Here is an 18,516-nt window from a genome sequence, read left to right on the forward strand (position 1 = left end):
GCGGGGTTCTTCGAGCGGAACGATCAGTCCCGGGGCAGCGCGTCGCGCCCCGGGAGCAGGTCGATCAGCGCTTGGAGTACTGCGGGGCCTTGCGGGCCTTCTTCAGACCGGCCTTCTTGCGCTCCACGGCGCGGGCGTCGCGGGTCAGGAATCCAGCCTTCTTCAGCGGCGCACGGTTGTGGTCACGGTCGACCTCGTTCAGCGCCCGGGAGATGCCCAGCCGCAGCGCGCCGGACTGACCCGAGGGGCCGCCGCCGTCGATGCGGGCGATGACGTCGTAGGCGCCCTTCAGGCCGAGCAGGGTGAAGGGGTCATTGACCTCCTGCTGGTGCAGCTTGTTGGGGAAGTACTCCTCCAGGCTGCGACCGTTCAGGCTCCACTTACCGGTGCCCGGGGTGATGCGCACACGGGCACGGGCGCGCTTGCGGCGTCCGATGGCGGCGCCGCCGACGGTCAGCGGTGCACGCTCGGACTCGCCGGCGGTCTCCTCGGTGGGGGTTGATTCCGAGGTGTAGCTTGAAAGCTCCTCGGTTTCGGTGAGCTCTTCAGTGTTCTGAGCCACGATTCTCCTTGAAAATTCTAGTGTCGGGTGGCCAGGACTACTGAGTGACCTGGGAGATGTCGAACGGCTTCGGCTGCTGCGCGACGTGCGGGTGCTCAGCACCTGCGTAGACGCGCAGCTTCTTCAGCTGTGCCGTGCCGAGCTTGTTGTGGGGCAGCATGCCCTTGACCGCCTGGTAGACGGCGCGGGTCGGGTAGCGCGTGACCATCTCGTTGAAGGTCAACGACTTGATGCCGCCGGGGAAGCCGGAGTGGCGCCAGTAGCGCTTCTTCTCGGCCTTGTCGCCGGTCACGGCGACCTTCTCGGCGTTGATGATGATGACGAAGTCGCCCATGTCCTGGTGAGGGACGAAGGTCGGCTTGTGCTTGCCGCGCAGCAGCGTGGCGGTGTGGGAGGCGAGACGGCCCAGCACGACGTCAGTCGCGTCGATGACGTGCCACTGGGCATCGGCGTCGCCAGGCTTCGGGGTGTACGTACGCACGTTGGTATGCCTTCGGTCGATGTTCTACGGTTCAGTGCACTGGACTCTGCGATGTGTGAGAAGCACCGAGCGTCAATGACTGTTTCTTCGCGAGTGCGACATCCGGATTCCCAGGTGAGGACTGGGAAAAGACCGGGCCCGTGAGTTCCCCTGCAGTCCGTGGAGGCTGACGACCATGCAACTGAGCCGCCTCGACACGGACCCACGCAGGGGTGGACACGCACAACAACCAATAACTATACAGAGCGCCCCCGCCTTTGAGCAAAGTCGCGCTGCGGGCGGGCCGCTGGCGGGACGCCCAACGGGGCGGGGGCGGCACTGGTTCTGGGGGGCCTGCCAGCTGAGCCGGCCGGGGATCGCGGGCGCAAGTCAGCGTGTCTTCGCGACCCGCGGCGTCTTCTCGTAGGCGGCGTCTGACATGTCTTCGAGCTCGCGCCCCTTGGTCTCGGGCACCCATTTGAGCACGAAGAACATGGAGAGCAGCGCCGAGGCCGCGTAGAAGCCGTAGGCGAAGACCAGGGAGAACGCCGCCATCTCGGGGAAGAGCATCGAGATCAGGAAGTTCGCGGCCCAGTTCGCGGACGCGGTCACGCCCAGCGCCACGGCGCGGACCCGGTTGGGGAACATCTCCCCCAGCAGGACCCACATGAACGGCCCCCAGGTGGCTCCGAAGAAGAGCACGAAGACATTGGCGGAGACCAGCGCGATCATTCCCCAGGCGCCGGGGAGCGAGACCAGCTCTTCGCCGTCGGCTCCCACGGTGATGATCGCCTGGCTGAAGGCCACCGCCATCATGCCCAGTCCTGCGGCCATGCCTGCAGAGCCCACGGCGAGCGGGATCCGGCGACCCACCCGGTCCACGATGATGATGCCGATGACGGTGGCCACGATGTTCACGCTGGTGGTGATGATCTGGACCAGGAATGCCTGGTCCTCCGCGATGCCCACCGCCTGCCACAGCGTGTTGGAGTAGTAGAAGATCACGTTGATGCCGACGAACTGCTGGAAGACCGCCAGGCCCAGTCCCACCCAGACGATCGGGGTGAGCCGCCCGCCCACGATCAGGTCCCGGAAGCGCTGTCGGGCCTCCATGTTGATGGTCTCGCGGACGTCTTTGATCTTCTGCGCGATGGCGGCCTCACCCTGGATGCCGACGATCTCCTGCAGCACCTTCGCCGCCTGCTTGTCCCGGCCTCGGGAGACCAGATAGCGCGGGGATTCCGGGATGGAGGAGGCAAGCAGGGCGTAGAGCAGCGCCGGACCCGCCTCGAGCAGGAACATCCAGCGCCAGGCCTCCAGTCCGAACCACAGCTCCTCGGCTGCCCCGCCAGCGAGGTTGGCGATGAACGCGTTCGACGCGGCAGCCATGAAGATGCCGACCACGATGGCCAGCTGCCAGGTGGAGCCCAGGCGTCCGCGCAGGTGTGTCGGGGCGACCTCGGCGATGTAGGACGGAGCGATCACTGAGGCCATGCCCACGCCGATGCCGCCGAGCACCCGCCAGAGCACCAGGTCCGCGGCGCCGAAGGCGAGTCCCGAGCCGATCGCAGAGATGAAGAACAGCGCCGCGGCCACCATCATCGCGCGCTGGCGACCGATGCGGTCTGAGAGGCTCCCGCCGGCCCAGGCGCCCACCATGCAGCCCAGCAGGGCCGAGGAGACGGTGAAGCCGATGGCAAGGTCTGAGAGTGAGAACTGGTCCTGGATGGGGCCGACGGCCCCGTTGATCACTGCGGTGTCGAAGCCGAAGAGGAAGCCGCCGAACGCGGCGACCAGTACGACCCACGCGACGCCGCCTAGACCGGATTCCTGGGAGCGGGGAGTGGTGCTCATCAGAGGTTGGTTCCTTAGCAGGTCAGGGATGAGGGCCTTCGTCGATGAAGGCAAGCCCGAATGAGTATGCTGCCTGAACGTGAACCACGCCACCCCCGGACCCCCGGGTGACCCCCGCCCGCCTGGGCTGATGCTGGCATTCTCCCGCGCGGTGACAGGCTTCAGGCACGCCAGGACCTGACTGAAAGACTTCCTCCGATGTGCTTGATATCACAGCTTTGCGCGCAGCTCAGGTCTGCTCGGCGCTGCGCCGAAGCGCCCGGGTCTGCTCGGCGCGGTGGCCCAGCTGCTCCGGAGCCGGGTACTGCACCGATTCCAGCACCAGCCCCGCGGGCTGGGCGAGCCTGACCGACTGGTCCCAGCTCGGCTCGGCGAGGCGGCTGCTCAGCCAGCCAGGGGCTCGGCGCCCCTCCCCCACGTCCAGGCAGGCGCCGATGAGCGCACGCACCATGTGATGGCAGAAGGCGTCGGCGGTCAGTTCCGCGACGATCACTCCCTGCGGCTCACGCCCGATGTTGAAGCCGTGGAGCTCCCGGATGGTGGTGCTGCGCTCCCGAGGCCGACAGAAGCTCCCGAAGTCCTGGAGTCCGGCCGCAGAGGCTGCTTCCAGGCGCATCGCCTCCGCGTCCAGGGGCGTGCGATGCCAGGCGGTGTCCCAGCGGCGCAGCGGGTCCTGCAGCGCCGGGGCATCCGCGATGCGATAGCGGTAGCTGCGACTCAGCGCGGAGAACCGAGCGTCAAAGCTCGGCGGCACCGCGGCGGCGGAGAAGACGACGACGGCGCCGTGCTCCCGGTGCAGGACCCCGGCGAGCCGGCGCACCAGTGCCTGATCGGGGGTGATCCCCCGTCCTCGGCCGAGACCGGAGTACTCGGCGTCGCTCAGGTCCAGGTGGACGACCTGCCCCCGGGCATGAACCCCGGCGTCGGTGCGTCCGGCGACCACCAGCGGCACCTCGCGACGGAAGAGTGTGGCCAGACCCTCCCGGAGAGTTCCTTCCACGGTGCGCAGACCCGGCTGTGCGGCCCAGCCGTGGTAGGCGCTGCCGTCATAGGCGAGATCGAGACGCACCCGCTGAGTCGGGTCCTGATGGGCTTCGCGGACGCGCATGGGCGCTCATCCCTTCCTGCGGCTTCCGTGCTCGCACCGGATGTGCCCCCGGTGCGCAGGGCGGTTCAGACGTCGCTGCAGACACGTCAGGCGCCCGCGATCGGTGAGATCGGGGCGCCTGAGGTGTGCGTTGTTGAGAGGCTTACTTCTGGCTCTCACCCTCGGTGGACTCCGCTGCAGCGGACTCCGCCTCGGTGTCGGCAGTCTCGGTGGACTCGACCTCGGCGGTCTCCTCCTGGACCGGCTGCGCGGCGGGGGTCGCGGTGGCCTGCTCGGCCTCCTTGACCACTGCCTGCTTCGGCGAGACGGGCTCCATGACGAGCTCGATCACGGCCATGGGCGCGTTGTCACCCTTGCGGTTGCCGATCTTCACGATGCGGGTGTAGCCGCCTTCGCGCTCGGCCATGGCCGGGGCGATCACGGTGAACAGCTCGTGGACGATCGCCTGGTTGGTCGCGCTGTTGGCGCTGATCTTGCCGACCACACGACGACGCGCGGCGATGTCGCCCTGCTTCGCCATGGTGATCAGACGCTCGGCGTAGGGACGCAGGCGCTTGGCCTTGGTCAGCGTGGTGGTGATCGAGCGGTGCTCGAACAGGTTGGCGGAAAGGTTCGCCAACATCATCTTCTCGTGCGACGGGCTGCCGCCCAGGCGCGGACCCTTGGTGGGGGTAGGCATGGTCTGGTTCTCCTTGAGTGGTGCGCAGTCGGTTCAGGTGAACGTCAGCGCGAATAGTTGTTCTGGGCCGCAGTTCTTCAGAACCGCTGCTGCTCTTCTTCGACGTAGTCCTCGTCGCCAGCATCCTGGAAGCGAGCCGCGGTCGGGTCGAAGCCTGCCGGGGAGTCCTTCAAGCTCAGGCCAAGCTCGACGAGCTTGTCCTTGACCTCGTCGATGGACTTGGCACCGAAGTTGCGGATGTCCATCAGATCAGCCTCGGAACGTGCCACGAGCTCACCCACGCTGTGGATGCCCTCGCGCTTGAGGCAGTTGTAGGAACGCACCGTCAGTTCCAGGTCCTCGATCGGCAGAGCCATGTCCGCGGCAAGTGCGGCGTCGGTCGGCGACGGGCCGATCTCGATGCCTTCTGCCGCCACGTTGAGCTCGCGAGCCAGGGAGAAAAGCTCCACCAGGGTGGTGCCCGCCGAGGCCAGTGCGTCACGGGGCTCCATGGAGGGCTTGGTCTCCACATCGACGGTGAGCTTGTCGAAGTCGGTGCGCTGCTCCACACGGGTAGCCTCGACCTTGAAGGAGACCTTCAGGACCGGGGAGTAGATGGAGTCCACGGGGATCCGGCCGATCTCTGCGTCGGCCATCTTGTTCTGAGCCGCCGAGACGTAGCCGCGGCCGCGTTCCACGGTCAGCTCCATGTCGAGCTTGCCGTGCTCGTTCAGCGTGGCCAGGTGCAGCTCCGGGTTGTGGAACTCCACTCCTGCCGGAGGGGTGATGTCGGCCGCGGTGACGGGGCCGGGGCCCTCCTTGCGGAGGTAGGCCACGACGGGCTCATCGTGCTCGGAAGAGACGGAGAGCCGCTTCACGTTGAGGATGAGTTCGGTGACGTCTTCCTTTGTCCCGGCGATGGTGGTGAACTCGTGGAGCACACCATCGATCCGGACGCTGGTGACGGCGGCACCGGGGATGGAGGAGAGCAGGGTGCGACGCATGGAATTGCCGAGGGTGTAGCCGAAGCCCGGCTCGAGGGGCTCGATCACGAAGCGGGAGCGATTCTCGGCGACAACTTCTTCGGTCAGCGTGGGGCGCTGTGCAATGAGCACTGATTGTTCCTTTCAGAGTGCGTCCGCTATATGACGCATTCTCACTGAGTAATGATGCTCGGCCTGCCCCCGGCGCGACGGCCGGGGGCAGGCTCTAATGTCTTTTAAAGAAGTTCGCTCAGACGCGGCGGCGCTTGGGCGGGCGGCAGCCATTGTGCGCGCTCGGGGTGACGTCCGAGATGGAGCCGACCTCCAGGCCAGCGGCCTGCAGCGAGCGGATCGCAGTCTCGCGGCCTGAACCGGGTCCCTTGACGAAGACCTCGACCTTCTTCATGCCGTGCTCCTGGGCGCGCTTCGCGGCCTGCTCGGCGGCGAGCTGTGCGGCGAAGGGCGTGGACTTGCGGGAGCCCTTGAAGCCGACCTCACCCGAGGATGCCCAGGACACGACGGCGCCCTGCGGATCGGTGATCGAGACGATGGTGTTGTTGAAGGTCGACTTGATGTGCGCCTGACCCTGCGTGATGTTCTTGCTGACTTTGCGGCGCGGCTTGCGTGCCGCTGCGCGTGACTTTGGTGGCATTTCTTCTCCGTGACTGAGTTCTTCGGATCAACTGCTGACTCGATGTGAGTCTGCGCTGCTGAACTACTTCTTCTTACCTGCGACGGTCTTCTTCGAGCCCTTGCGGGTACGAGCGTTGGTCTTGGTGCGCTGACCGCGGACCGGGAGGCCGCGACGGTGGCGGATGCCTTCGTAAGAGCCGATCTCGACCTTGCGGCGGATATCGGCGGCGACCTCACGGCGAAGGTCGCCCTCGACGGTGAGGTTGCTCTCGATGTAGTCACGCAGAGAGATCAGCTGATCGTCAGTCAGATCCTTCACGCGGGTACCAGCTTCGATACCGGTTGCTTCCAAGGCTGCTTCGGCGCTCGTGCGCCCAACGCCATAGATATAAGTGAGTGCGATCACCGTGCGCTTTTCGCGCGGGATGTCTACACCTGCCAGACGTGCCACAGTGGCAGTCCTCCTTGTTCTCTTCCGAAGGTCTTCAGCAGTGCAATTCCCTCTGGGACCTTCACGGTCCGACATCGGAGGTGATGTCATCAGCGGGTCCCCGGCCTTCGGAAACCGGGGGTGTGCCCGTCCAGCTCAGTGACGGGCTGCACTGCATATGATGTGAGCTGTCCAGCGCGGGTGCGCCCTCACTTACGAGGTGTAAGTGAAGGACTCAGCCCTGGCGCTGCTTGTGGCGTGGGTTTGACTTGCAGATCACGCGGATCACGCCGCTGCGGCGGATGACTTTGCAGTCGGTGCAGATCTGCTTCACGCTCGGCTGAACCTTCATGGGTTCTCCTCTTATTCGGTCGCGTGCGACAGGTTTTTACGTTGACCGACGCGTTCGTCGACTCACTTATAGCGGTAGACGATGCGCCCACGGTTGAGGTCATACGGGCTCATCTCCACCACTACGCGGTCCTCGGGGAGGATGCGAATGTAGTGCTGGCGCATCTTGCCCGAGATGGTCGCGAGGACAACGTGCTCGTTCTCCAGACGCACGCGGAACATTGCATTCGGCAGGGCTTCAGAAACCCGGCCCTCTACTTCGATGACGCCTTCTTTTTTACCCATATGCTCCACATACCGTTCGTGACCCGGGGCCGATCGAAGCACGCGCTGCGGCGCAGCGCGCTTCCGACCGACCATAGGGTCTGATTCGATTGCTGCGGCGTCTCGAGATCCGCCAGTGCAGGCACCGTGTGAAGACACCGTGTGCAACACCGTGCGCAGGCACGCAGAACGGCAGAGACAACCAGCAGTAAAGCCTACAGGACGGTTCTGCCCCGGACAACTCGCACCCTGGAGGGCAGGCACGTCTGGGACGCCGCGTGGACCGCGCGGAAGTGCTCAGTGCGCGGGCAGCGGCACCGGCGTGACGCCCAGCGGCGCCAGCTCGGCGGCGCCGCCGTCGGCCGCGGTCAGCACCCAGATGCCTTCGGCGTGCCGGGCCACGGAGTGTTCCCACTGGCTGGCTCGGGAGCCGTCACTGGTGACCACGGTCCAGTCGTCCTCAAGCACGTCGGTCTCGATGCCGCCCCGGGTGAGCATCGGCTCGATGGCCAGCGCCATGCCGGGGCGGACCTTTGCTCCTTTGAACCCGGTGGCGTAGTTGAACACGTCCGGGGGCATGTGCATCTGAGAGCCGATGCCGTGGCCCACGTAGTCCTCCAGGATGCCCAGCTTCTTCCCAGGCTGGGAGGAGACGTAGTCCTCGATGGCCTCACCGATCTCCCCGGTGCTCTTCGCCGTCGCGAAGGCCGCGATCCCCCGCCACATGGCGGCTTCGGTGACGGCGGAGAGCCGCTCATCCTCAGGATCGGCGGTGCCTTCCTGGGAGGAGCCCAGGATCCGGGTGCGGGCGGAGTCTGAATGCCAACCCTCGACGATGCAGCCGCCGTCGATCTTCAGCACGTCTCCCTGCGCAAGGACCCGCTCCCCCGGGATCCCATGGACGACCTCTTCGTTGACCGAGGCGCAGATATAGCCCGGGAACCCGTGGTAGTTCAAGAAGTTGGGCTTCGCGCCGCGAGAGGTGATCACCTCGGCGAACACGTCATTGAGCTCCCCGGTGGTCACCCCTGGCGCGGCGGCCGCCAGCGTGGCCTGAAGCGCCTCATTGAGGATCTCTCCGGCCGCGGCCATGTGGCGCAGCTGCTCGGGGGTCTTCAGCTCGACGCGGCTGCGGGAGAACATCAGGGCTTCAGCGCTTCCATGATGCGCGCGTTGACCTCATCCACGGCGCCCAGGCCGTCCACTCGGCGCACCAGTCCGCGCGCATCGTATTCAGCGATCATCGGGGCGGTCTCGGAGGCGAAGATCTCCAGTCGACGGCGGATGGCGTCCTCGTCGGCGTCGTCCTCTCGGCCTTCGATCTCCGCACGCTTCTTCAGGCGCTGGATCAGCTCCTCGCGGTCCGCGGTGAGCTCCAGCACGACGTCGAGGCTGACATCGAGCCGGGAAAGCATCTCATCGAGTGCGGCGACCTGGGTCCGGTTCCGCGGGTAGCCATCGAGCAGGAAGCCGTTCTTGGCGTCCTCCCAGGTCAGTCGATCCTCGACCATCCGGTTCGTGACCGAGTCCGGCACCAGGTCGCCGGCGTCCACGTAGCCCTGCGCCTCGCGGCCGAGCTCGGTCGCCTCCTTGATGTTCACCCGGAAGATGTCCCCGGTGGAGATCGCGACGATGCCCAAGTCCTCGGAGATCCGCTTGGACTGAGTTCCCTTGCCCGAGCCGGCCGGCCCGACTATCAACATGCGCGTCATCGCAGCAACCCTTCGTAGTTCCGTTGTTCCATCTGTGCGTTGATCTGCTTCACGGTGGTCAGTCCGACTCCGACCATGATCAGGATCGAGGTGCCGCCGAACGGGAAGTTCTGGTTCGCCCCGATCAGCACAAAGGCGATCAGCGGGATCAGGGCGATCAGGCCGAGGTAGAGCGCGCCGGGGAAGGTGATCCGCGAGATCACATAGGCGAGGTAGCTCTCAGTGGGCTTGCCTGCTCGGATCCCGGGGATGAATCCGCCGAACTTGCGCATGTTCTCGGCGACCTCATTCGGGTTGAACGTGATCGTCACGTAGAAGTAGGTGAAGAAGATGGTCATCAGGAAGAACGCCGCCATGTAGAGCGGGTGCGTCCCGCCGACGAAGTAGGTCTGGATGAACTGGATGAAGGCGGAGGGCTCCTCACCGGGACCGGGCTGGTTGAACTGCGCCAGCACCGAGGGCAGCATCAGCACCGAGGAGGCGAAGATGACGGGGATGACGCCCGCCATGTTGACCTTGATCGGGATGTAGGTGGAGGTCCCGCCCACGGTGCGACGGCCCACCTGGCGCTTGGCATACTGCACCGGGACGCGACGCTGTGACTGTTCGACGAAGACCACGGCGGCGATGGTGACCAGACCGATCAGCATCACCGTGCCGAAGGTCCGCCAGCCCTGGGTGGTCCAGATCTCGCCCATGGCTCCGGGGAACCCGGCGGCGATGGAGACGAAGATCAGGATGGACATGCCGTTGCCCACGCCTCGCTCGGTGATCTGCTCGCCGAGCCACATGATCAGCGCGACGCCGGTGACCAGGGAGAGGATCATCAGCAGCACGACGGGGAGCACGTCCTCGGTGATGATCGGGATGTCACAGCCCAGCAGGGCCCCGGTGCGGACCATGGAGACCAGGGTGGTGGCGTTGAGCAGGGCCAGTGCGATCGTCAGATACCGGGTGTACTGGGTGAGCTTGGACTGACCCTGGGGGCCCTCGCGCTGGAGGTTCTCGAACCGTGGGATCACCACGCGCAGCAGCTGCACGATGATGGCCGCGGTGATGTAGGGCATGATGCCCAGCGCGAAGATGGACACCTGGAGCAGAGCTCCGCCGGAGAACATGTTCACGAAGGAGTAGAGGCCGCCCTCAGTCGTCCCCAGTGCCAGGCACTGCTGCACTGCTGAGTAGTCCACCCCGGGTGCCGGGATGAATGCGCCGATGCGGTAGATCGCGATGATCGCGATGGTGAACCAGATCTTTCGACGCAGGTCGGGTGTCTTGAACACCCTTGCGATCGCGCTGAACAAGCGGCCTCCTGATGCGTGAATTGCCGTTGCGCGGCCATCGGCCGCACAGTCAGTCATACTAACGCGCAGTGCGCACGGTAAAAGAATCCTATGGCCGGGACCGGCCGGGAGATGACAGGCCGGAACCGGCCAGGATATGACAAGACCCCCGTGGGAACCACGGGGGTCTTCATCATGGCGAGCCGATCAGGCCTGCTTGGAAGCAGCCTTCAGCGGCAGCTGCTCGGTGGAACCACCGGCAGCCTTGATCTTCTCTTCGGCGCTGGCCGAGAAGGCGTGAGCCTTCACGGTCACGGCGACCGAGATCTCGCCGGAGCCCAGGACCTTCACCGGGCGGCCCTTGCGGGCAGCCCCCTTGGCGATGAGGTCATCGGCGTGCACGTCGCCGCCCTGGGGGAACATCTCGCTCAGCTTGGTCAGGTTGACCGGCGAGTATTCCACCCGGAACGGGTTCTTGAACCCGCGCAGCTTCGGAAGGCGCATGTGCAGCGGGAGCTGCCCACCTTCGAAGCCGGCGCGGACCTGGTAACGGGCCTTGGTGCCCTTGGTGCCACGGCCTGCGGTCTTGCCCTTGGAGGCTTCACCACGTCCCACACGGATGCGGGACTTCTTGGCGCCGCGTGCTGGACGCAGATCGTGGACCTTGAGGACGTTGGATTCTTCAGCGGTGTTCTCTGGCATCCTTAGTTCGCCTCCTCAGCCTGCACTAGATGCTTCACACTGTTGAGCATGCCCACGGTCACGGCGTCGGCGTCACGGACCACGGTGTGGCCGATCCGCTTCAGACCAAGCGAACGAACAGTCTCGCGGTGCTTGGGGTTGGCACCGATCAGGGACTTCACCTGAGTGACGGTGAGCTTGTGCTCGCCGACCTTCAGGTTCCGCGCGGTGTTGTAGTTGACGGTACTGCGCAAAGTCATGCACCTGCCTTCTGTGCACGGGCTTCGCGGTCAGCCGCCATGGTGCGCAGCATCCGGGCCGGTGCGATCTCGTCGAGAGCCTTGCCGCGGCGAGCCGCCACGGCTTCGGGCTCTTCGAGCTGCTTGAGGGCGTCGATGGTGCCGTGAACGATGTTGATGGCGTTCACCGAGCCCATGGACTTGGTCAGCACGTCGTGAATGCCTGCGCATTCCAGGACCGCGCGGACCGGACCGCCGGCGATCACACCGGTACCCGGTGCGGCCGGACGAAGCAGGACGACACCGGCTGCATCCTCACCCTTGACCAGGTGCGGGATGGTGGAACCGACGCGCGGGACGCGGAAGAAGCTCTTCTTGGCCTCTTCCACACCCTTGGCGATGGCTGCCGGGACTTCCTTGGCCTTGCCGTAGCCGACGCCGACCAGGCCGTCGCCGTCTCCGACGATGACCAGGGCGGTGAAGCTGAAGCGACGACCGCCCTTGACGACCTTGGACACACGGTTGATGGTCACGACGCGCTCGAGGAACTTGTCCTTCTCCTCTTCGCGTCCGCCACGACCACCACGACCGCCGCGGCCGCCGCTTTCGCCGCGACCACCACGACCGCCGCGGCTCTCACCGCGGCCGCCGCGCTCACCGCGAGCAGCATTGCTGTTCTCGCCGGCGGCCTGAGTCTGCTGGGCAGTCTCGGGTGCGGCGGTTTCCTTGGCCTCAGTCACAGACGAGTCCTTCTCAGGGTTGTTTGCGTTCTCACTCACAGCTTCAGACCACCTTCCCGGGCGCCGTCGGCGACGGCGGCCACGCGACCGTGGTACTTGTTGCCGCCGCGGTCGAAGACCACAGCGTCGATGCCGGCAGCCTTGGCGCGCTCGGCGATCATCTCGCCGATCTTCTTCGCCTTGGCGGTCTTGTCACCGTCGAAGCTGCGCAGGTCTGCCTCCATGGTGGTGGCGGAGACCAGGGTCTTGCCCTCCAGGTCGTTGACGACCTGAGCGACCATGTGGCGAGCGGAACGGTTGACCACCAGGCGCGGACGCTCGGGGGTTCCGTTGAGCTTCTTGCGCAGGCGGAGGTGGCGGCGGCCGCGGGCAGCGGATTTGGATTTGCCCTTGATACCAATAGCCATGGTTTACTTACCTGCCTTTCCGGCCTTGCGGCGAACCTGCTCGCCCTCGTAGCGCACGCCCTTGCCCTTATACGGGTCAGGCCTGCGCAGTTTACGGATGTTCGCGGCGACCTCGCCGACCTGCTGCTTGTCGATGCCGCTGACAGAGAGCTTGGTCGCGCTCTCCACCGCGAAGGTGATGCCCTGGGGGGCCTTCACCGGAACGGGGTGGGAGTAGCCGAGTGCGAACTCCAGATCGGAGCCCTTGGCCAGCACACGGTAACCGGTGCCGACGATCTCGAGCTTCTTGGAGTAGCCCTCGGTGACGCCGATGATCATGTTGTTGATCAGGGTGCGGGTCAGGCCGTGGAGGGAACGCGATTCGCGCTCATCGTTGGGACGGGACACCGTGAGGGTGCCGTCCTCGTTCTCGACGGTGATGCCTTCGGCAAGGCTGCGGGAAAGTTCGCCCTTGGGTCCCTTCACAGAGACCTGGCGACCTTCCAGCTTGACCTCGACGCCGGCAGGGATGGTGATCGGAAGACGACCGATGCGTGACATAGTGCTTCGACTCCTTCCGGTTACCAGACGTAGGCGAGGACTTCCCCACCCACACCCTTCTTGGCTGCCTGCCGGTCCGTGAGGAGACCGGAGGACGTGGACAGGATCGCGATGCCGAGGCCACCCAGGACGTGCGGGAGGTTCGTGGACTTCGCGTACACCCGGAGACCGGGCTTGGAGATGCGGCGCAGGCCGGCGATCGAACGCTCACGGTTCGGGCCGAACTTGAGGTCGATGGCCAGGGTCTTGCCGACCTCGGCCTCCTCTTCGCGCCATTCGGAGATGTAGCCTTCCGCCTTCAGGATGTCAGCCAAGCGAACCTTCAGCTTGGAGCTGGGCATGGAGACCTGATCGTGGAAAGCCGAGTTGGCATTGCGCAGACGTGTCAGCATGTCTGCGACTGGGTCAGTCATTGTCATGAGGGGCTTCTGCCCTTCCTCGCCGTGGTTTCAGATCTCCGAAGGAACTCGAGCCTGAGCATGTGACTGCTCAGGGTTCGGAACCTTTGGTGAAAGGACCTGCGGCGTAGTGCTTGTTAGTCGGTCTTGAAGGGGAAGCCCAGCGCCTTGAGCAGCGCACGGCCTTCCTCGTCAGTCTTTGCGGTGGTCACCACGGTGATGTCCATGCCGCGGGGGCGATCGATCTTGTCCTGATCGATCTCGTGGAACACCGACTGCTCGGTCAGCCCGAAGGTGTAGTTGCCGTTGCCGTCGAACTGCTTGCCGCTGAGTCCGCGGAAATCGCGGATACGGGGCAGCGCGAGGGTCACCAGGCGGTCCACGAATTCCCACATGCGGTCGCCACGCAGCGTGGTGTGCGTACCGATGGGCTGTCCTTCGCGGAGCTTGAACTGCGCGATGGACTTCCGTGCGCGGGTCACCTTGGGCTTCTGACCGGTGATCTTGGTCAGGTCCTCGACGGCGCCCTGGATCAGCTTGGAGTCGCGAGCTGCCTCGCCCACGCCCATGTTGACCACGACCTTGACCAGGCCGGGGACCTCCATGACGTTGGAGTATCCAAACTCATCCTGCAGCGTGGAACGGATCTCCGCGCGGTACTTGCCCTTGAGACGGGGGGTGGTCTTCACAGTCTCGCTCTGAACCTCAGTCATCACAGGTCCTTTCCGGAAGCTTTGGCGAAGCGGACGCGCACAGTCTTGCTGACGCCGTCACGCTCCACGGTCTCCTGCCGGTAGCCGACGCGAGTGGGCTTGCCCGTCTCGGGGTCGACCACGGCGACGTTGGAGATGTGGATAGCAGCCTCAGACTCCACGATGCCGCCCTCGGTGCTGCCGAACTGGCCGGCACGGAGGTGACGCTTGACGCGGTTGACGCCCTCGACGAGGACGCGCTCCTTGGCGGGCATGACCTGCAGGACCTTGCCCTGCTTGCCCTTGTCTTTGCCGGTGAGGACCTGGACGAGGTCGTCCTTCTTGATCTTGGCCATGAGTCAGAGCACCTCCGGAGCGAGCGAGACGATCTTCATGAACTTCTTCTCGCGCAGCTCTCGACCCACGGGCCCGAAGATACGGGTACCGCGCGGTTCGGGAGTCTCACCCTTAAGAATCACAGCAGCGTTCTCATCGAAGCTGATGTAGGACCCGTCGTTGCGACGGATCTTCTTCTTGGTGCGCACGACAACAGCCTTGATGACGTCGCCCTTCTTGACGTTTCCGCCCGGAATTGCGTCCTTGACGGTGGCGACGAATGTGTCGCCGATACCTGCATAGCGGCGTCCCGATCCACCGAGGACCCGGATGACAAGGACTTCCTTGGCACCGGTGTTGTCGGCGATCTTGAGCCGCGATTCCTGTTGAATCACTTGTTCTCTCCTGTCGTCTCACTGGTTCTCGCAGTCGTGCCGAGCCTTGTGGAACTTCTAGCCTGAGCCGGGGCACCGTCGGCGGCGATCATGCCGTCGAGCGCCTCGGCTTAGATGACAAGTCCCCTGGCCGCTTACCCACACACTCTCCATCCCTGTCGGGACGGGCAGATGAATGCATGGCCGAGGCGGCGTTTCCCGGGACCCCGCGGGGCCCTTTCGGGGACATGCGCTGTCCTTTGAGGTGGATAGCCTCATCGATAAGGGCGCACAGCCTCAATATCTTACACGAGATGCACCAAGGGCCCAACTCCCACACCGGTGAGGTGTGGGCGTCGGGCCCTTGGAGGACGCAGAATGCCGTGTTCCGCGATCAGCCTCGGAGCGTGCCGGGCTGATCGCGGAACACGAGGATCACTCTGCCTTTTCGAGGATCTCGGCCAGCCGCCAGCGCTTGGCTGCCGAGAGCGGGCGGGTCTCGGAGATCAACACGGTGTCCCCCACGCCTGCCTGCTCGTTCTCATCGTGTGCCATGAACTTCTTGTGCCGCTTCATGATCTTGCCGTACAGGCCGTGCTTACGACGGTCCTCGACCTCGACGACGATGGTTTTGTTCATCTTGTCGGAGACGACGACGCCGCGCAGGGTCTTACGGTCATTGCGGGTCTCTGCAGTTGCTTCGCTCATGCTCAGTCCTCAGTCTTCTTCTCGTTCTGCTCATCAGCCGAATCCGAGGAGTCCGCGGCGGCATCGACATTCTCACGAATGCCCAGCTCACGTTCACGCACCACGGTGTAGATCCGGGCGATGTCGCGCTTGATGTCCTTGAGCCGGCTGGAGCTCTCCAGCTGGCCGGTCGCGGACTGGAAGCGGAGGTTGAACAGCTCTTCCTTGGAAGAGCGCAGCGCCTCTGCCAGGGCTGCTGAGTCCATCTCTGCGAGCTTCTCAACGGTCAGCTCTTTGGTTCCAACTGCCATTGTCACTCACCACTCTCTCGGCTGATCACGCGTGCCCTCATGGGCAGCTTGTGGATTGCCAGGCGGAGCGCCTCTTTGGCGACTTCCTCCGTGACACCGGACAGCTCGAACATGACGCGTCCGGGCTTGACGTTGGCGATCCACCACTCCGGGGAACCCTTACCGGAGCCCATGCGGACCTCGGCAGGCTTCTTGGTGAGCGGCTGGTCCGGGTAGATGTTGATCCAGACCTTGCCGCCGCGCTTGATGTGGCGGGTCATGGCGATACGCGCAGATTCGATCTGGCGGTTCGTCACGTAGGCGGGGTCAAGGGCCTGGATGCCGTACTCGCCGAAGGCGAGCTCGGTTCCACCCTTGGCCCGGCCGCGGCGCTTGGGCCGGTGCGGCTTGCGGTACTTGACTCGGCGGGGCATCAACATCAGTTCTGCCCTCCTTCCGCTGCAGCTGAGGCTTCGGCAGGCGCCTGGGCGCCAGCCTCGCGACCGCGGCCCGGACCACGACGACGGCGCTCTTCGCCTCCGCCACGGGGTCCACCGCGACCGCCGCGTGCTCCACCGCGGCCAGAAGGCTGTGCAGCCTGCTGCGCGGCGAGCTCCTTGGCGGTCAGATCGCCCTTGTAGACCCAGACCTTCACGCCGATGCGGCCGAAGGTGGTCTTGGCCTCGTGCTTGCCGAAGTCGATGTTCGCGCGCAGGGTGTGCAGCGGAACGCGACCTTCGCGGTAGAACTCGGAGCGGGACATCTCTGCACCGCCGAGGCGGCCGGCGCACTGGATACGGATACCCTTTGCGCCCGAACGCATCGCCGAGGTGATGGCCTTCTTCATCGCGCGGCGGAACGCCACACGAGCTGCGAGCTGCTCGGCCACACCCTGGGCAACCAGCTGAGCATCGGTCTCGGGGCTCTTGACCTCGAGGATGTTCAGCTGGATCTGCTTGGCGGTGAGCTTCTCCAGCTCGCTGCGGATCCGGTCCGCCTCGGCGCCGCGGCGACCGATGACGATGCCTGGGCGTGCCGTGTGGATGTCCACACGGACCCGATCGCGGGTGCGCTCGATCTCAACCTTCGAGATGCCGGCGCGCTCCACGGTCTTGGCCAGGAGTTCACGAATCTGGACATCCTCTTTCACGAAGTCCTTGTAACGCTGACCGGCCTTGGTCGAGTCGGCGTACCAGTGCGAAACGTGGTCAGTGGTGATGCCCAGACGGAAACCATTGGGGTTGATCTTCTGTCCCACTACTGATCCCCACCTTTCTCTTCGGCGCCGACCACGATCGTGACGTGGCTGGTGCGCTTGTTGATGCGGAACGCCCGGCCCTGAGCCCGGGGACGGAACCGCTTCATGGTCGGACCTTCGTCGACGCGTGCCTCGGTGATGAAGAAGGCGTCCTCGTTAAAGGCGACTCCTTCCTTGTCTGCGTGCTGGCGAGCGTTCGCCAGCGCAGAAGCGACCACCTTGGCCACCGGCTCTGTAGCGCCCTGGGGGGCGAACTTCAGAATAGCCAGTGCTTCGTTGGCCTGCTTGCCGCGGACAAGGTCGACGACGCGCCGGGCCTTCATAGGCGTCACACGCAGGTAGCGCGCAATTGCCTTGGCTTCCATTGCTTTCCTTCTCTCGTCTTGTGACACGAAGTACAAGCTCACTCATCGCTCCTCGGTAGAGGAAGCGATCAGCGGCGCTTGCCCTTCTTGTCGTCCTTCACATGGCCGCGGAATGTACGCGTCGGAGCGAACTCGCCGAGCTTGTGCCCGACCATCGACTCAGTGATGAACACGGGGATGTGCTTGCGCCCGTCATGCACGGCAACGGTGTGTCCGAGCATGTCGGGGATGATCATGGAACGGCGGGACCATGTCTTGATGACATTCTTGGTGCCCTTTTCGTTCTCAGCGACGACCTTGAGGTACAGGTGCTGATCGACGAAGGGGCCCTTCTTCAAGCTGCGTGGCATGTCTCCAGGCTCCTATCGCTTGTTCTTGGTACGACGGCGACGCACGATGAGCTTGTCGCTTTCCTTGTTCGGACGGCGGGTGCGGCCCTCCGGCTTGCCATTCGGGTTGACCGGATGACGACCACCGGAGGTCTTGCCCTCGCCACCACCGTGCGGGTGGTCCACCGGGTTCATCACGACACCGCGGACGGTGGGACGAACACCCTTCCAGCGCATGCGTCCAGCCTTGCCCCAGTTGATGTTGGACTGCTCGGCGTTGCCGACAGCGCCGATGGTCGCCCGGCAGCGGACGTCGACGTTGCGGACCTCGCCGGAGGGCAGACGCAGCTGGGCGAACTTGCCCTCGCGGGCCACCAGCTGGATGCCGGCTCCTGCGGAGCGGCCCAGCTTGGCGCCGCCTGCAGGACGCAGCTCCACTGCGTGCACCACGGTGCCCAGAGGGATGTTGCGCAGCGGCAGGTTGTTGCCCGGCTTGATGTCGGCGTTGGCGCCGGACTCCACGGCTGCACCCTGCTCCAGCTTGGCCGGGGCCAGGATGTAGCGCTTGGTGCCGTCGATGAAGTGCAGCAGGGCGATGCGTGCGGTGCGGTTCGGGTCGTACTCGATATGAGCGACCTTTGCCGGCACGCCGTCCTTGTCTGCACGGCGGAAATCGATCACGCGGTACTGGCGCTTGTGGCCACCACCCTTGTGACGTGTGGTGATCTTGCCCGAGCTGTTTCGGCCGCCGGTCTTGGACAGCGGACGCAGCAGGGACTTCTCCGGGGTGTCCCGGGTGATCTCTGCAAAGTCGGCCACAGACGAGCCGCGCTGGCCCGGTGTGTTCGGCTTGAGGTTACGGATAGCCATATTCTTCTTCCT

At 65.0% G+C, this 18,516-nt stretch carries 29 protein-coding genes; all 29 read right to left on the reverse strand.

The genetic code is table 11. From position 1 onward, the window contains the following. Positions 1-64 precede the first annotated feature (64 nt). Complete coding sequence (rpsI, locus tag HNR11_RS02075) at positions 65-562, reverse strand: 30S ribosomal protein S9 (RefSeq protein WP_058887508.1); 498 nt, start codon at positions 560-562, stop codon at positions 65-67. A gap of 37 nt (positions 563-599) precedes the next feature. Next, positions 600-1,043, reverse strand: a complete 444-nt coding sequence (gene rplM, locus HNR11_RS02080) for a 50S ribosomal protein L13 (RefSeq protein ID WP_058887509.1) — start codon at positions 1,041-1,043, stop codon at positions 600-602. A 369-nt stretch (positions 1,044-1,412) separates the two neighbouring features. After that, positions 1,413-2,876: a sugar porter family MFS transporter gene (locus HNR11_RS02085; RefSeq protein ID WP_179440935.1), complete on the reverse strand. Its 1,464-nt coding sequence runs from the start codon at positions 2,874-2,876 to the stop codon at positions 1,413-1,415. A 229-nt stretch (positions 2,877-3,105) separates the two neighbouring features. Next, complete coding sequence (gene truA, locus HNR11_RS02090) at positions 3,106-3,984, reverse strand: tRNA pseudouridine(38-40) synthase TruA (RefSeq protein ID WP_179440936.1); 879 nt, start codon at positions 3,982-3,984, stop codon at positions 3,106-3,108. A gap of 142 nt (positions 3,985-4,126) precedes the next feature. Continuing rightward, complete coding sequence (gene rplQ / locus HNR11_RS02095; protein WP_179440937.1) at positions 4,127-4,663, reverse strand: 50S ribosomal protein L17; 537 nt, start codon at positions 4,661-4,663, stop codon at positions 4,127-4,129. Between the two features lie 77 nt (positions 4,664-4,740). Beyond that, complete coding sequence (locus HNR11_RS02100) at positions 4,741-5,757, reverse strand: DNA-directed RNA polymerase subunit alpha (RefSeq protein ID WP_179440938.1); 1,017 nt, start codon at positions 5,755-5,757, stop codon at positions 4,741-4,743. Between the two features lie 118 nt (positions 5,758-5,875). Further along, entirely contained in the window at positions 5,876-6,277 is a 402-nt protein-coding gene (rpsK, locus tag HNR11_RS02105; protein WP_036473271.1) for a 30S ribosomal protein S11, read from the reverse strand. A 63-nt stretch (positions 6,278-6,340) separates the two neighbouring features. Beyond that, positions 6,341-6,709: a 30S ribosomal protein S13 gene (gene rpsM / locus HNR11_RS02110; RefSeq protein WP_058887514.1), complete on the reverse strand. Its 369-nt coding sequence runs from the start codon at positions 6,707-6,709 to the stop codon at positions 6,341-6,343. Between the two features lie 214 nt (positions 6,710-6,923). Beyond that, complete coding sequence (rpmJ, locus tag HNR11_RS02115) at positions 6,924-7,040, reverse strand: 50S ribosomal protein L36 (protein ID WP_036473268.1); 117 nt, start codon at positions 7,038-7,040, stop codon at positions 6,924-6,926. A 62-nt stretch (positions 7,041-7,102) separates the two neighbouring features. Then, the gene (infA, locus tag HNR11_RS02120) at positions 7,103-7,324 is read right to left on the reverse strand and encodes a translation initiation factor IF-1 (RefSeq protein ID WP_036473267.1); all 222 of its coding nucleotides are present in this window, start codon (positions 7,322-7,324) and stop codon (positions 7,103-7,105) included. A 276-nt stretch (positions 7,325-7,600) separates the two neighbouring features. Next, complete coding sequence (map, locus tag HNR11_RS02125) at positions 7,601-8,449, reverse strand: type I methionyl aminopeptidase (RefSeq protein WP_179442813.1); 849 nt, start codon at positions 8,447-8,449, stop codon at positions 7,601-7,603. Further along, entirely contained in the window at positions 8,446-9,015 is a 570-nt protein-coding gene (locus HNR11_RS02130) for an adenylate kinase (protein ID WP_179440939.1), read from the reverse strand. The genes map and HNR11_RS02130 overlap by 4 nt, the downstream gene beginning before the upstream one ends. Next, the gene (gene secY, locus HNR11_RS02135; protein WP_058887517.1) at positions 9,012-10,319 is read right to left on the reverse strand and encodes a preprotein translocase subunit SecY; all 1,308 of its coding nucleotides are present in this window, start codon (positions 10,317-10,319) and stop codon (positions 9,012-9,014) included. The genes HNR11_RS02130 and secY overlap by 4 nt, the downstream gene beginning before the upstream one ends. A 186-nt stretch (positions 10,320-10,505) precedes the next feature. Further along, entirely contained in the window at positions 10,506-11,000 is a 495-nt protein-coding gene (gene rplO / locus HNR11_RS02140; protein WP_179440941.1) for a 50S ribosomal protein L15, read from the reverse strand. A gap of 2 nt (positions 11,001-11,002) precedes the next feature. Further along, positions 11,003-11,239 carry a 50S ribosomal protein L30 gene (gene rpmD / locus HNR11_RS02145; RefSeq protein WP_058887519.1) on the reverse strand — a complete coding sequence of 79 codons (237 nt, stop codon included), beginning with the start codon at positions 11,237-11,239 and terminating at the stop codon, positions 11,003-11,005. Then, the gene (gene rpsE / locus HNR11_RS02150; protein ID WP_058887520.1) at positions 11,236-11,997 is read right to left on the reverse strand and encodes a 30S ribosomal protein S5; all 762 of its coding nucleotides are present in this window, start codon (positions 11,995-11,997) and stop codon (positions 11,236-11,238) included. The genes rpmD and rpsE overlap by 4 nt, the downstream gene beginning before the upstream one ends. Continuing rightward, positions 11,994-12,365: a 50S ribosomal protein L18 gene (rplR, locus tag HNR11_RS02155; RefSeq protein ID WP_058887521.1), complete on the reverse strand. Its 372-nt coding sequence runs from the start codon at positions 12,363-12,365 to the stop codon at positions 11,994-11,996. Before rplR ends, rpsE begins: the two co-directional genes overlap by 4 nt. 3 nt (positions 12,366-12,368) lie before the next feature. Further along, a complete protein-coding gene (gene rplF, locus HNR11_RS02160; protein ID WP_179440943.1) occupies positions 12,369-12,905 on the reverse strand; it encodes a 50S ribosomal protein L6 in 537 nt (178 codons plus the stop codon). Positions 12,906-12,925: 20 nt separating this feature from the next. Continuing rightward, entirely contained in the window at positions 12,926-13,324 is a 399-nt protein-coding gene (gene rpsH / locus HNR11_RS02165; protein ID WP_036473257.1) for a 30S ribosomal protein S8, read from the reverse strand. A 116-nt stretch (positions 13,325-13,440) separates the two neighbouring features. Beyond that, the gene (gene rplE, locus HNR11_RS02170; RefSeq protein WP_058887523.1) at positions 13,441-14,016 is read right to left on the reverse strand and encodes a 50S ribosomal protein L5; all 576 of its coding nucleotides are present in this window, start codon (positions 14,014-14,016) and stop codon (positions 13,441-13,443) included. Next, positions 14,016-14,351, reverse strand: coding sequence for a 50S ribosomal protein L24 (rplX, locus tag HNR11_RS02175; RefSeq protein WP_058887524.1), 336 nt, complete (start codon positions 14,349-14,351; stop codon positions 14,016-14,018). The genes rplE and rplX overlap by 1 nt, the downstream gene beginning before the upstream one ends. A gap of 3 nt (positions 14,352-14,354) precedes the next feature. Beyond that, positions 14,355-14,726, reverse strand: coding sequence for a 50S ribosomal protein L14 (gene rplN, locus HNR11_RS02180; RefSeq protein ID WP_036473253.1), 372 nt, complete (start codon positions 14,724-14,726; stop codon positions 14,355-14,357). Positions 14,727-15,140: 414 nt separating this feature from the next. Next, positions 15,141-15,413, reverse strand: coding sequence for a 30S ribosomal protein S17 (gene rpsQ, locus HNR11_RS02185; RefSeq protein ID WP_083504573.1), 273 nt, complete (start codon positions 15,411-15,413; stop codon positions 15,141-15,143). A gap of 2 nt (positions 15,414-15,415) precedes the next feature. Beyond that, positions 15,416-15,703: a 50S ribosomal protein L29 gene (gene rpmC / locus HNR11_RS02190; protein ID WP_058887526.1), complete on the reverse strand. Its 288-nt coding sequence runs from the start codon at positions 15,701-15,703 to the stop codon at positions 15,416-15,418. A gap of 2 nt (positions 15,704-15,705) precedes the next feature. After that, positions 15,706-16,122 (reverse strand): 50S ribosomal protein L16, encoded by a 417-nt coding sequence (gene rplP, locus HNR11_RS02195; protein WP_058887527.1) that lies wholly within the window; start codon positions 16,120-16,122, stop codon positions 15,706-15,708. Continuing rightward, positions 16,122-16,940: a 30S ribosomal protein S3 gene (gene rpsC / locus HNR11_RS02200; RefSeq protein WP_058887528.1), complete on the reverse strand. Its 819-nt coding sequence runs from the start codon at positions 16,938-16,940 to the stop codon at positions 16,122-16,124. The genes rplP and rpsC overlap by 1 nt, the downstream gene beginning before the upstream one ends. Beyond that, complete coding sequence (gene rplV / locus HNR11_RS02205; RefSeq protein ID WP_036473246.1) at positions 16,940-17,305, reverse strand: 50S ribosomal protein L22; 366 nt, start codon at positions 17,303-17,305, stop codon at positions 16,940-16,942. Before rplV ends, rpsC begins: the two co-directional genes overlap by 1 nt. Positions 17,306-17,373: 68 nt before the next feature. Beyond that, complete coding sequence (gene rpsS, locus HNR11_RS02210; RefSeq protein ID WP_058887529.1) at positions 17,374-17,655, reverse strand: 30S ribosomal protein S19; 282 nt, start codon at positions 17,653-17,655, stop codon at positions 17,374-17,376. Positions 17,656-17,667: 12 nt separating this feature from the next. Beyond that, positions 17,668-18,504, reverse strand: a complete 837-nt coding sequence (rplB, locus tag HNR11_RS02215; protein ID WP_179440945.1) for a 50S ribosomal protein L2 — start codon at positions 18,502-18,504, stop codon at positions 17,668-17,670. Between the last annotated feature and the right edge of the window lie 12 nt (positions 18,505-18,516).

Source organism: Nesterenkonia sandarakina (genome assembly GCF_013410215.1).
Classification (GTDB): Bacteria; Actinomycetota; Actinomycetes; order Actinomycetales; family Micrococcaceae; genus Nesterenkonia; species Nesterenkonia sandarakina.